The sequence below is a fragment of the Streptomyces sp. NPDC000880 genome (genome assembly GCF_053599675.1).
Genome location: NZ_JBSFMS010000011.1, coordinates 66,327 through 80,150, shown reverse-complemented (window position 1 = coordinate 80,150; position 13,824 = coordinate 66,327). Strand labels below are relative to the sequence as shown.

At 69.7% G+C, this 13,824-nt stretch carries 7 protein-coding genes; 6 read left to right on the top strand and 1 reads right to left on the bottom strand.

Annotation, left to right across the window (positions count from 1 at the left end; translation table 11 throughout):
- The first annotated feature begins 213 nt into the window (after nt 1–213).
- Nucleotides 214–1,014: an IclR family transcriptional regulator gene (locus ACWDO5_RS06015; RefSeq protein ID WP_450528779.1), complete on the top strand. Its 801-nt coding sequence runs from the start codon at nt 214–216 to the stop codon at nt 1,012–1,014.
- Nucleotides 1,015–1,111: 97 nt separating this feature from the next.
- On the opposite strand, the gene ACWDO5_RS06010 is transcribed toward ACWDO5_RS06015, so the two are convergent.
- Nucleotides 1,112–1,435, bottom strand: coding sequence for a DUF5955 family protein (locus ACWDO5_RS06010; protein WP_450528777.1), 324 nt, complete (start codon nt 1,433–1,435; stop codon nt 1,112–1,114).
- Between the two features lie 260 nt (nt 1,436–1,695).
- Between ACWDO5_RS06010 and ACWDO5_RS06005 the strand changes: the two genes are divergently transcribed.
- The 5 genes from ACWDO5_RS06005 (at nt 1,696) to ACWDO5_RS05985 (ending at nt 13,812) form a co-directional block, all read left to right on the top strand.
- Nucleotides 1,696–2,307 carry a nucleotidyltransferase family protein gene (locus ACWDO5_RS06005; protein WP_450528776.1) on the top strand — a complete coding sequence of 204 codons (612 nt, stop codon included), beginning with the start codon at nt 1,696–1,698 and terminating at the stop codon, nt 2,305–2,307.
- Nucleotides 2,308–2,523: 216 nt separating this feature from the next.
- Nucleotides 2,524–4,155: a malate synthase A gene (gene aceB, locus ACWDO5_RS06000; protein WP_450528774.1), complete on the top strand. Its 1,632-nt coding sequence runs from the start codon at nt 2,524–2,526 to the stop codon at nt 4,153–4,155.
- A gap of 356 nt (nt 4,156–4,511) precedes the next feature.
- Nucleotides 4,512–5,747 carry a protein kinase domain-containing protein gene (locus tag ACWDO5_RS05995; protein ID WP_450528773.1) on the top strand — a complete coding sequence of 412 codons (1,236 nt, stop codon included), beginning with the start codon at nt 4,512–4,514 and terminating at the stop codon, nt 5,745–5,747.
- Between the two features lie 90 nt (nt 5,748–5,837).
- Nucleotides 5,838–8,708 (top strand): SNF2-related protein, encoded by a 2,871-nt coding sequence (locus tag ACWDO5_RS05990; RefSeq protein ID WP_450528771.1) that lies wholly within the window; start codon nt 5,838–5,840, stop codon nt 8,706–8,708.
- Between the two features lie 19 nt (nt 8,709–8,727).
- Nucleotides 8,728–13,812, top strand: coding sequence for a class I SAM-dependent DNA methyltransferase (locus ACWDO5_RS05985; RefSeq protein ID WP_450528769.1), 5,085 nt, complete (start codon nt 8,728–8,730; stop codon nt 13,810–13,812).
- Nucleotides 13,813–13,824: the final 12 nt, after the last annotated feature.

Genomic DNA, 13,824 nt, shown 5'->3' with positions numbered 1-13,824 from the left:
GGTATGCTGGGCACTTTCCACGAAGTGAAACTGGAATTTCGCGAGGCAGAAGGTAGCTTTGAACAGGGAAACCGTCGAGAGGTCGTCGCAGGTGACCGCCAACATACGGATAAACGCCTCCTGACCGGCAAAGACGCCCAGCGAGAGCGATGTGCCGACCGCAGCCGCCCGGTAGGCTGTTGACTTGCCTGCCTGCTCGAAAGGACCGCCCACGTGCCGACGTCCAACGCCAGCACCACCGACGCCGCCAAGACCGCTCCCAGCGGTGGCGTGCAGTCCCTGGAGCGCGCCTTCGATCTGCTCGAACGAATGGCCGACGCCGGTGGCGAGGTCGGGCTGAGCGAGCTCTCCGCCAGCAGCGGCCTGCCGCTGCCCACGATCCACCGGCTGATGCGCACGCTGGTGGCCTGCGGTTACGTACGCCAGCAGCCCAATCGCCGCTACGCGCTCGGCCCCCGGCTGATCCGCCTCGGCGAGTCCGCGGCCCGGCTGCTCGGCACCTGGGCCCGGCCCTACCTCGCCCGCCTGGTCGAGGAGACCGGCGAGACGGCGAACATGGCGCTGCTCGACGGCGACGAGATCGTGTACGTCGCGCAGGTGCCGTCCAAGCACTCCATGCGGATGTTCACCGAGGTCGGCAGACGAGTGCTGCCGCACTCCACAGGCGTGGGCAAGGCTCTGCTCGCACACACCCCGCCGGAGGAGGTGCGCGCGCTGCTCGCCAGGACCGGCATGCCCGCCGCCACGGAGAAGACGATCACGACACCCGAGGGCTTCCTCGACGCGCTCGAACAGGTGCGGCGTACCGGCTACGCGGTGGACGACAACGAGCAGGAGATCGGGGTCCGCTGCCTCGCCGTATCGGTGCCCAACTCCCCCACGGCGGCGGCTGTTTCGATCTCGGGACCAGCGGGCCGGGTCACCGAGGCGGCCACCGGGAAGATCGTCCCGATCCTCCAGGAGGTCGCCCAGGACCTCTCGGCGGCGCTGGCGAACACGTCCGCGCAGGGCTGAGGAGAAGGCGCCGGCGCCCCGCGGCGGGCCGGGCGTCGACATAGCTCGCCGGCGACGCCCGCCAGCGCGCGTCTGCCGGCCGGCCCGTACCCGGCCGTCAAACCCGCCGCTGCGGCGGGACCTCGCCGAACAGGTCCACCGCGTTTCGCAGCACCATCAGCGCGGGCGCGAGCGCGCTCACCGAGCCGATCGCGCCCGCGATCAGCAGCAGCGAGCGGCGCATCCGCGCGATTTCGGGGTCGTCGGCGGCCACCATCGCCGCCAGCACGGCCAGTTCGTCCTCGGCGATGCCCCGGTCCGGGAACTCCGCCGGGTGACCGGCGAGTTCGCGGCGGAGTCTGGAGACGGCAGCGCGCAGCTCCACCGCCCTCGGATCCTCGCCGCTCCCTGTCACCCGCGTCTGCCCCACGCTCCGCAACAAAGCTCTCCCCCTCGCACACCTTTGTGCCGGCTCGATGACCCGTCGGTCGTTGGTCAGCCGCCCAGGGTCGCGGGCAAGTTACGCCATCCGATGCGATGCGCGCCACTCCGCGGACGGAATCAGGACGAGGGCTGTACGACGTCCAGGGCGTCGCGCCGGACGGTCACGTCGACGGCCCGCCCCGATCCGGGCGGTTGCAAGCCTTGCCGGCGGACACCACCGGCTCGGCACTTCGACCGCATATGAGGTAGGGAGTCCTTATGGCACAACCACCGAAGGAACCGATCGTCGCCGGACTGCTGCTCGCGGCGGGCGGCGGGCGGCGGCTCGGCGGCCGCCCGAAGGCGCTGCTCGAGCACCGGGGCCGGCCGCTGGTCGAGCACGCGGTACGCGTGCTGCGCGAGGGCGGCTGCGGACCCGTGTACGTGGTGGTGGGCGCGGCGGCCGATCGCGTACGGAAGGAGGGGGACCTCTCCGGCTGCGTACTGGTCGACAACGCCGGCTGGGAGGAGGGCATGGGCTCCTCGCTGCGCGCGGGCCTGGAGTCCCTGGCCCTGGCCGCCACGGCGGCGGACGCCGCTCTCGTCTTGCTGGTGGACCAGCCGGGGATCGGCGCCGCGGCGGTGGCCCGCGTCCGGTCCGCGTACCGCTCCCGGGATTCGCTCGCGGCCGCCGCGTACGAAGGAGAGCGCGGCCATCCGGTTCTCTTCGGGGCGCACCGCTGGAAGGACATCGCGGCGAGCGCGGTCGGCGACCGCGGGGCGCGCGCCTATCTCAAGGAGCACGAGGCCTCGCTCGCACTCGTCGAGTGCGGCGACATAGCCGAGGTGTACGACATCGACACGGAACAGGATCTGGCGCACCTTGAGTGAATGACGTGGCACCCAGAGCCATGATCTGTTGACTCAGAGAATCTCGACATCAACAAACCATTGAACTTCCACCATGAGGAAACTAGTATCCACAGGTCAGAAGTGCCCGACCCACAGACAGCGCCGGCGACCGTACCTCGGCTCTTGCGGCACCGAGTGCCGTATCTGTACGCCCGGCGGCCGCCAGGCACCGTCCGCTGAAGGAAGTGACAGTTCATGTCCGCACCAGCGCCGTCTCCGCTGGCCATCGTCGAAGCCGAGCCCCTGCCCCGGCAGGAAGAGGTCCTCAACCACGCGGCCCTCGCCTTCGTGGCCGAGCTGCACCAGCGGTTCACGCCGCGGCGCGACGAGCTTCTCGCCCGTCGCTCCGAGCGCCGCGCCGAGATCGCCCGTACCTCCTCCCTGGACTTCCTCCCGGAGACCGCCGCGATCCGCGCGGACGACTCCTGGAAGGTCGCCCCGGCCCCCGCGGCCCTCAACGACCGCCGGGTGGAGATCACCGGTCCGACCGACCGCAAGATGACCATCAACGCGCTGAACTCCGGTGCGAAGGTCTGGCTCGCAGACTTTGAGGACGCGTCAGCTCCCACCTGGGAGAACGTCGTCCTCGGCCAGCTCAATCTGATCGACGCCTACGAGCGGAAGATCGACTTCACCGACCCGAAGTCCGGGAAGTCGTACGCCCTGAGGCCGAACGAGGAGCTCGCGACCGCCGTGGTGCGCCCGCGCGGCTGGCACCTCGACGAGCGCCACCTCCAGTTGGACGGCCGCCCCGTCCCGGGCGCCCTGGTCGACTTCGGCCTGTACTTCTTCCACAACGCCAAGCGCCTGATCGACCTCGGCAAGGGCCCGTACTTCTACCTCCCGAAGACGGAGTCGCACCTGGAGGCCCGCCTCTGGAACGACATCTTCGTCTTTGCCCAGGACTACGTCGGCATCCCGCAGGGCACCGTCCGCGCGACCGTCCTGATCGAGACGATCACCGCGGCGTACGAGATGGAGGAGATCCTCTACGAGCTCCGCGACCACGCGGCCGGCCTCAACGCGGGCCGCTGGGACTACCTCTTCTCGATCGTCAAGAACTTCCGTGACGGCGGCGAGAAGTTCGTGCTCCCGGACCGCAACGCGGTGACGATGACCGCCCCGTTCATGCGCGCGTACACCGAGCTCCTCGTCCGTACGTGCCACAAGCGCGGCGCCCACGCCATCGGCGGCATGGCGGCGTTCATCCCGTCCCGGCGCGACGCCGAGGTCAACAAGGTCGCCTTCGAGAAGGTCAGGGCCGACAAGGACCGCGAGGCGGGCGACGGCTTCGACGGCTCCTGGGTCGCCCACCCGGACCTGGTGCCGATCGCGATGGCCTCCTTCGACGCGGTGCTGGGCTCCAGGCCCAACCAGAAGGACCGTCTGCGCGAGGACGTCTCGGTGGCGGCCGGCGACCTGATCGCCATCGACTCGCTGCACGCCAAGCCGACATACGAGGGCCTGCTCAACGCCGTCCAGGTCGGCATCCGCTACATCGAGGCGTGGCTGCGCGGCATGGGCGCGGTCGCGATCTTCAACCTGATGGAGGACGCGGCCACCGCGGAGATCTCCCGCTCCCAGATCTGGCAGTGGATCAACGCGGGCGTCGAATTCGAGCACGACGGAGAGACGGTGCGGGCCACGCCGGAGCTGGCCCGCAAGGTCGCCGCCGAGGAGCTGACCGCGATCCGCGCCGAACTGGGCGAGGAGGCCTTCGCGTCGGGCAACTGGCAGCAGGCGCACGACCTGCTGCTGAAGGTGGCGCTCGACGAGAACTACGAGGACTTCCTGACGCTGTCGGCGTACGAGCAACTGGTCGGCTGACAACCGCCATCGCTTGCTGACGGCTCCGCCCCCGGCACACCGCACAGCGGCCGGGGGCGGAGTGCTGCCCGCGCGGAGGGAACCGCCTGTCAATCGCCCGGGGTCCGGCAGTCGACGGCTTACGGGCTCACTCGGTGGATCACGTACCCAAGAGCCCGCGCAGCGATATGCCTCGCCCTGCTGGGCGAGAGAGGGCCGTCTCGGCCGGCTCACGCGCTGATCGGCGGCCTGCGTCGTGGCGGACGCCCCTCGCGGCCGGCGGACCTGATTCGCCGGTACCGCTCCCGTCACAGAATGCAGTCGACTACCGTGTAACCGGCACATTCACCCCCTGATCAGTCCGAACGAGGACCCGCGTGCAGACGACCCCGCTCAGTCCCGAGGATCCGGCCGAACTCGGCGGCTTCGAGCTGCTCGGCAGGATCGGGCAGGGCGGCATGGGCCAGGTCTATCTCGGGGAGTCGCAGGGCGGTGAGCCCGCGGCCGTCAAGGTGATCAAGGCGTCGGTCGTGGACTCCGAGGCGCGGCTGCGCTTCGCGCAGGAGATCGAGGTCCTCAAGACGATCTGGGGCCCGCGTATCGCCGCGTTCCTGGACGCCGACCCGGAGGCGGAACGCCCTTGGCTGGCCACGGAGTACGTCGACGGCCCCGATCTGCGCAAGCACATCACCACGCACGGGCCGCTCCCCTCCGTCCTCGTGGCCTCTCTCGGGGCGACCCTGGCGGAGGCGCTGGCCGGCGTGCACAAGCAGGGGCTCGTGCACCGCGACCTCAAGCCCGCGAACGTCCTCCTCGGCCCGAACGGCCCGAAGATCATCGACTTCGGCCTGGCGGTCTTCACGGAGTCGAGCGCCACCCTCACCGCCCCGAACGCGGTGATGGGCACCCCCGCCTGCATGGCCCCGGAGCAGGCAAGCGGCGTCAAGCCGCTCACCACACCCGTGGATGTGTACGCCCTCGGTTCCGTCCTGCTCTATGCGGCGACCGGCCACCACCCTTACCAGGCCGACAACATCCATGTGCTGTTCCACATGATCACCGAGCAGTCCAAGGAACCGGACCTCACGGATGCGCCGGACGAGCTGCTCCCGCTGCTGACCGCGATGTTGTCGTACGCACCCGGTGACCGTCCCGACCTGCCCGGGGTCGTCAAGCAGTGCCGGGCCGTCATCGAGGCGCAGGGCCTGAAGGTCGCGCAGGCGCGCCGCCGGCTGACGTCCTTCACCGCGCCCTCAGGATCGTCCGCCCCGCCGCCGGCCCCCGAGGCCGCGATCCTCGCCGAGCAGACGACGCACCCCCTGCCCCAACAGAGCGGCCTACCGGCCCCGACGATCCCGCTCCCGCAGCCCGTCGACGCGTACACGCCCGCCGTCAAGGCTGAGCCGACCCCGGCCGATGCCGACGCGCGCAGCGGTACGGGCGACGCTCCCCCGCCGCGCCAGGGGACGCATCGCGAAGGGACGCCGCGCGAGCGGACGCCCCGGGACCGGACCAAACGCCCCGCCGCTCCCGCGCCCCTGTGGCACTCGGTCCAGGCCCGCAAGGTCGCCCAGCAGCTCCGCGAGACCTACGCGCAGCGCGCCGCGTTCTGACGCGACCCGCCCCGCGAACCGGCCCACCACCGGTCCGCGACCGGCCCCGCACCACCCCAGCCAGACCCCACAGCACAGGAGGCAGCGCCCGTGACCGTCGAGCAGGAGCGCGTGGACCGGCCCACCGGCGCCGCCGAGGACGCCCAGTACCCGCCGGGCGCGCAGATCGTCGTACGCGACGAGGAGTGGCTCGTACGCAACGTCACGCGCACCGCCCACGACGGCGACCGGATCGAGGCGGTCGGCGTCTCGGAGTTCGTCCGCGACCAGGAGGCCGTGTTCTTCACGGCCCTGGACGACGTGGAGCTGATGGACCCGCGCCGCACGAAACTGACCGGCGACGATTCCCCGAACTTCCGCCGCAGCCGCCTCTTCCTGGAGGCCGTGCTGCGCAAGACCCCGCTCCCCCAGTCCGAGCGCGGCCTCGCCCTCGCCGACAGTTTTCTGCTCGACTCGCTCCCCTACCAGCACCGCCCGGCGCAGCTCGCCCTCTCCGGCCGCAACCTGCGCCCCCGCATGCTGATCGCCGACGTGGTCGGCCTCGGCAAGACCCTGGAGATCGGCCTCACGCTCGCGGAGCTGATCCGCCGTGGCCGCGGCGAGCGCATTCTCGTTGTCACCCCGCAGCACGTCCTGGAGCAGTTCCAGCACGAGCTGTGGACGCGGTTCGCGATCCCGCTGATCCGGCTCGACTCGGCCGGCATCGAGAAGGTGCAGCGCGAGATCCCGGCGGGCCGCAACCCGTTCACGTACTTCAAGCGGGTCATCGTCTCCATCGATACCCTGAAGAACACCGACCAGTACAAGCATCATCTGGAGCAGATCCGCTGGGACGCGGTCGTCATCGACGAGTCCCACAACCTGATCAACCGCGGTTCGCTGCGCAACCAGCTCGCCCAGCTCCTCGCCCCGCGCACCGACGCGCTGATCCTGGCCTCCGCCACCCCGCACAACGGCAACGCCCGCTCCTTCGCCGAGCTGATCGCCCTGCTCGACCCGGCCGCGATCCGGGACCCCGAGCGGTACGAGGCGAAGGACATCGAGCACCTGTTCATCCGGCGGACGAAGGTCAGCCCCGAGGTCCGCGACCAGATGAAGGGCCAGTGGGCCGACCGCGGCCCGTCCGAGTCGGTGCGCTGCGTGGCCACCCCGGTCGAGGAGAAGGTCTTCGAGGAACTGGCGCAGGTGTGGCTGCCGGAGGAGGGGAAGTCGGTCAGCGACGTACCTCTGTTCCCGTACACGCTGCTGAAGTCCTTCCTGTCCTCGCATGTCGCCTTCCGCGCCACGACCGCGGCGCGCATCAAGACGCTGATGTCGAAGGAGTTCGCTGACCCGGATTCGCCCGAGCTCGTCGCGCTGCGCAGGCTCAGGGAGCTGACGGCCGGAATGAAGGAGTCGGACTCGGCGAAGTTCGGCGCGCTGGTCGAGCAGCTGAAGGCGATCGGCGTCGGCCCGAAGAGCGACACGCGTGTCGTCGTCTTCTCCGAGCGCGTCCAGACCCTGGAGTGGCTGCGCGAGACCGTACCGGCAGCGCTCGGCTTCAAGGGCAAGGCGCTTGACGAAGCCGCCCGCGTCATGCACGGCGGGCTCTCCGACGAGCAGCAGATGCAGTGCGTGGAGGACTTCGGGCTCGCCGACGCCCCCGTACGCATCCTGTTCACCGGAGACGTGGCCTCCGAGGGTGTCAACCTGCACCGCCAGTGCCACCAGCTCATCCACTACGACGTGCCGTGGTCGCTGATCCGCATCGAGCAGCGCAATGGCCGTATCGACCGCTACGGCCAGGCCCACCAGCCCCAGTTCCGGGCGCTGATCCTCACCAGCGAGGTGGACGGCGCGAAGGACGACCGCACGGTCGCGGAACGGCTGCTTGAGCGGGAGGACGAGGCGCACCGGAGTCTGGGCACAGCGGAGGCGGTGAGCGGGCTCTACCGGGCGGAGGCCGAAGAGAAGTCCCTCATCCAGGATCTGCTGGGGGGCCGCACGGTCGACGAGTCGTTGCAGCACACGGCCGCGGAGGCGGCGGAGGCGGACGACGACTTCCTCGCCGACTTCTTCGGCTCGGTCGACGCGGTCGGTGACGACGGAGCTGACGAGGGCGGGTCGGACGCCGCTCCGGCGACCGCGGACGTGCCGCGCCTGTTCGCCGGCACCCGGGAATTCATCGACGAGGCCGTACGGGAGGTGTTCCCCGACGCCCAGCGACAGCTGGAGATGGACCGCGACACCGAGACCGGTCTGATCTCCTTCCGGCCCCCGTCGGACCTGGTCCACCGCATGAAGTCCCTGCCGCCCGACTACCGCCGCGAACAGCGCCTCCACGAGCGCCTGTTGGTGACGCTGAACCGCAAGCTCGCCGACCTCTCGTTGGTGCGCGCCCGGGAGTCGGCCACCTCCAGCTGGCCGGAGATCTCCCTGCTGACCGACCTCCACCCGGTGGTGGAGTGGCTGACCGACAAGGTGCTGGTCAGCCTCGGCCGGCAGGAGGCCCCGGTCATCACCGCCGACGTGACGGCCCCGACGTATCTGATCCAGGGCATCTACTCCAACGCCCTCGGCCGGCCCACCGTCGTCAAGTGGATGGCCGTCACGGGCGAGACGGTCACCGACGACATGGTCTCCCTGCTGCGCCGGGCCGGTGTCGGCCCCACGATGGCCAACCCGCTGCACCGCCACGACCTGGACACCCTGCGCGCCGGAATCCCGGCGGCGCTGGAGGAGGCCGAGCGCTTCCTCGACGGGCACAGCCAGGACTGGGACAGCGCGCTGCTCCAGCCGATCGAGCAGTACAAGCAGCGGCTCGGCGACTGGGAACAGCTCAGCCTGGCCGGCGACACGACCAGGACCGACCTGGCCCGGTTGGCCGACTCGCTGCTGACCACCGGCCGCCCGATGCTGCGCGTGCTTGCCGTCCTCGACGCGGCCCCTTCCATCCCTTCGCCCTCTTCCGCCCGCGACTGAACCAGGAGGTTCCCGCACCATGACGTACGACTCCCTGGTCAACCGCGGCGACTACTTCTCCGCGCACTACCTGGCCGAGGTCTTCCCCAAGGACCTCAAGTCCGGGCTGCTAACAAAGTGGAAGGAGCGCGAGGAGGAGGCGAAGGCAGCAGGGGCCACGGGCGACTGGACCGACTACACCGGCAGCGACCCCGAGCCGCTGCCCGTCACCCCGCGCGTGGGTCTGCGCGGCCTGCGCCGCCCGTACTTCAAGTCCCGTGCCTTCTTCGCCGAGGCCGCCGCCACGGCCGACGAGGCGACGACGTACGACGCGCCGGAGTGGCGTCGGCGGGCGGCCGACCTCAACTCCCTGGTGCTGCGGGCACTTGGCTACGACGCCAAGCCGCAGACGCTCACCGTCCGCCGCGCGGACGCCACGCACGAGGTCGAGGTCGCACACTCCGAGCCGGGCCTCGTCGCCCTCGACTGCGGCTGGGCGGCCGAGCCGGACGCCGCGCTGGACCCGGAGGGCGCGGGCCGCCTGCTGCACCCGTTGCAGCTCGACTCGGCGAATGCCGTGCGGACCGGGTCGAAGCTCGCCTCGTTCCTCTTCGCCTGCGAGGACGCCCCGCGGTACGTGCTGCTGCTGGCCGGTGGTGTCATCGTGCTCGCCGACCGCGCCGCGTGGGGCGAGGGCCGCTACCTCGCGGCCTCGCTCGACACCGCGCTCGACCGCAACAACACCAAGGACGGCCAGGAACTCGACACGCTGGCCGCGCTGTTCGGCGCGGACTCGCTCCGTACGCCGGAGGAGGGCGGCGAGAACCCCCTCGCCGGTCTGGTCGACAAGTCGACCAAGCACGCGGTGGGCGTCTCCTCCGACCTGCGGGACGGGCTGCGCCAGTCGGTCGAGCTGATCGCCAACGAGATCCTGGAGCGCATCCGCTCGCACGAGGGCGTACGGCTGGAGGACATCAAGGAACTTCCGGAGCTGGCCCAGCAGTTGACGCGCGAGTCGCTGCGCTATCTGTACCGGATCCTGTTCCTGCTGTACGCGGAGGCCCGCCCCGAACTGGGCATCCTGCCGTCCGACTACCCGGAGTACCACCAGGGCTACGGGCTCGGGCGGCTGGGGGAACTGGTCGCCGAGCGGGACCTGGTGGGCGAGAAGGCCCGCGAGGGCTTCTACCTGTACGAGTCGCTGGACCTGCTGTTCCGGAAGGTGCAGGAGGGGTACCGGCCGCGGCGTACGCACGGGGTCGTCGGACCCAAGGAGTCCGAGACTGCGATTTCCGAAGACATCGGCCTGCGCTTCGAGCCGCTGCACTCCAAGCTCTTCGAGGGCGAGTCCATCCGCCTGATCGGAGCCGAGTCCGTACCCGACCCGAGGTACGACGAGGACGCGGAGGGCGGGTCCCGGTACCTGGACACGCGGCTGCGCAACGCCACGCTCTACCAGGTGCTGCGCAAACTGATGCTCACCAAGGGCAAGAAGGGCGAGCGGGGCGGCTTCATCTCGTACGCCCAGCTCGGCATCAACCAGCTCGGTGCGGTGTACGAGGGTCTGATGTCGTACTCGGGCTTCGTGGCAGGTGAGGAACTGTACGAGGTCGCCAAAGGCGGCGACCCGAAGGACGGCTCGTGGCTGGTACCCGCGTCGAAGGCCGACGAGTACGCGGACGGTGTCTTCGTACGCCGCCGGGACGAGGACACGGGCGAGGAGGTACGGGTCCGGTACCGGCCGGGGTCGTTCGTCTACCGGCTGTCGGGGCGTGACCGTCAGACGTCGGCGTCGTACTACACGCCCGAGTCGCTGACGAAGGTGACCGTTCAGCTGGCGCTCCAGCATCGGTTGGACCAGGACGGGACGACGACCGAGGCGCGGGAGCTGCTGGACTGGAAGATCTGCGAACCGGCGCTGGGGTCGGGCGCGTTCCTCAACGAGGCGATCAACCAGGTCGCGGCGGAGTACCTGCGGCGTCGGCAGGAGGAGACCGGCGAGGCGATCGACACGGAGAAGTACCCGCTCGAACTCCAGAAGGTCAAGGCGTACATCGCGCTGCACAACTCGTACGGTGTGGACCTCAACTCGACGGCGGTGGAGCTGGCGGAGGTCTCGCTGTGGCTCAATACGATGCACCCCGGCATGGAGGCCCCCTGGTTCGGGCTGCACCTGCGGCGGGGCAACTCGCTGATCGGTGGGCGCAGGGAGATCTACGGTCCGGAGCGCCTGAAGAAGGGCGGCTGGCTCGGGACGACGCCGGAGCGCTTCCCCCTGACGGAGGCTGCGGGTGGGCTGCCGGAGGGGGCAGTGCATCACTTCCTGCTTCCGGCGAAGGAGTGGGGCGCGGTCGCCGGGGAGAAGGAGGCGAAGGCACTCGCTCCGGAGGACGCGAAGAAGCTGGGCGCGTGGCGGAAGGCGATCACCAAGTCGCCAAGTGCAAAGCAGGTTGCGCGGCTTCAGGGGCTGGCTCGCAGGGCGGAGTATCTGTGGGGGCTGGTGTGTCGGCGTCTGGAGATCTCGGAGCGAGACATCTCGCGTCGGATCGATGTCTGGGGCGCGGAGAGTGCGTGGCTGCGGCAGCCGGCGGAGGCGGTCCAGCGCGACGACGTGCTGGCTGACCTTGAGGCCGTGGACACGCCGTACTGGCGGCTGAGGACGCTGATGGACGCGTGGTGCGCGCTGTGGTTCTGGCCGGTGCAGCAGGCAGGGCTGCTGGACGGGAGCGATGGGACGTACGCGCGGGAGGCTGCACCTGCGCTCGCGCCGGAGGTTGTCGCCGAGGACGACGCAGTGCTGATGGCGTGGGAGGTGGACGCGCTTCCCGGGTTCGAGGCGGACGCACAGCAGTTGGCGCTGACACGGGAGGACGTGGACAAGCGCCGGGCGCGGGGCGGCAACCGGAAGGGCGGGAAGGGCGCGCAGCGCCGGTCGGTAGTCCCGTTGGCGGGGCTGGACGACTGGCTGGACTTCGCGGAGTCGCTGCTTGGCACACAGGAGGTCCCGACGGACTCGCTGATCGCCCAGTTCGAATCGCTGAGCGAGCTGACCCCGTACGAGGACGACCTTCCGGACTACATGGGCATGGACCGAGCGCATCACCTGGAGGGGCGGTATCCGTGGGCGGGGCTCGCGCGGGACGTGGCCGCTCAGCAGGGCTTCTTCCACTGGGAGTTGGAGTTCGCCCAGGTGTTTGGGCGGGGTGGGTATGACTTGCAGGTGGGGAACCCGCCGTGGGTGCGGCCTCGATGGCAGGAGGATCTGGTTCTGGCGGAGTTGGAGCCATGGTTCGTTCTGATCGAGAAGCCGAGTGCAGCAGAATGGCGCCTCCGCAAGGAAGAGGTGCTGAGCACGCGTGCGGAACGCCGGGATTTCCTCCTCGACGAGCTGGCCGCCCATGCAGGGGCCGCCGCCGTGCTGGGCAGCCAGGCCGCGTATCCGCTCCTTTTCGGTACCCAGGGCGACCTCTACCGGGCCTTCATGGCTCAGGTGTGGCAGCACATCGCACCGCACGGCAGCGCGGGCCTGATCCACCCGGACACGCACTTCGGCGGTGTGCGCGAGGGCACCATCCGGGCCGCCGTGTACCGGCATCTCCGGGTCCACGCGCACTTTGTTAACTCGGCGAACTGGGCGTTCGAAGACCTCAACCGTTCGGCGGAATTCGGGATGCACATTTACGGCACGCCACAGGAGCCTGACTTCCTGCACCTCAGCGAGCTGCGCGATGCCGATGTCCTACCGGATTCACTAACCCACGACGGACGAGGCGCAACACCCGGCATCAAGCACAACGGCTCGTGGGACATCCGGCCGCACCGCGAACGCGTGGTGCATGTGAACACTGCCTTGCTGGCCAGTTGGCAGGCCCTGACGGGCTCAGCGGGTGGAGCGGCACAGACCCCTCTGCTGTATCCAGTTCTCGTTGGCGAGCAAGGGGCGATCGAGGCACTGGCCGCCTACCGCGGCAGCCTGGCCGATTACCGCCCGATGATCACAAGGGGATACGACGAAGCGGGCGCCAAGAAGGACGGACTGATCCGCTGGGGCAACCAGGTCGTCCCCGAGCTCGCGGATGTCATCCTCCAAGGGCCGCACTTCGCATCAGCGCTTCCCTTCTCGAAGGAGCCAAGGATCCCCTGCCGGAGCAACCGGGACTGGAACTTGCTCGCGCCGTCGGAGCTGCCCGAGGCGTACGTCCCCGTGACCAACTATGTGCGGGCCACCGACGAAGCGACGTACCTGGCGGCTCAGGACTCCTGGCTCGGAAGGCCCTCCACCTCGTTCTTCCGGCTCGCTTGGCGAAAAATGATCCCCTTTGACAGCAGTCGCTGCCTCCACGCTGCCCTTCTCCCACCCGGCCCTGCGCACATCCACGCTGTTTACTCGATGGCTCTGGCGGACAATCGCCTCACCACCCTCAATGCAGGCTTCTGGGCATCACTGCCCCTCGACTACGTACTGCGCATCACCGGCCGCTCGAATCTCCAAGTCGCCGAGGCTCTCAAGATGCCGGCGCCCGACCCAAAGCACCCCCTCGCCTCCGCCCTCCTCCTCCGCGCCCTCCGCCTGAACGCCCTCACCCCGCACTACGCTCCCCTCTGGGCGGAGCTGTTCGACGCCCGCTGGGCGGGCTACGAGGACTGGGCCAACCCCCACTGGCCTCACCTGGAGCCCCTCGCCGCCGGCCTCAGGCCAACCTGGGAATACACCACCCCGCTCCGCACCGAGCACGAGCGCCGCGCCGCGCTCGTCGAGCTCGACGCCCTCGTCGCAGTCTGGCTCGGCATCACCGCCGACCAGCTCGTCGCAATCTTCAAGTCCCGCTACCCGCAGCTGTACGACTACGAGTCGGCGACCGATTTCGACGCCAACGGCCGTAAGATCGCAGCCGACTTCAACACCTACGGCCACGGCCAGACGAAGCAGGACTACCTCGACTTCCTCGCCCACCTGGCGAACCCGGAAACGACCCCACCGCCCCCGGGCTACACCGCCCCCTTCTACAAGGCCGACCGCGAGACCGAGATGCGCGCCGCGCACGCGCACTTCCAGTCACGGCTTGACGCCGAGATCGCCTCTGGCCGCTGGTCCCCGCCGGAGCCGACCACGGTGGAGGCCTGACGCAAATGCCGT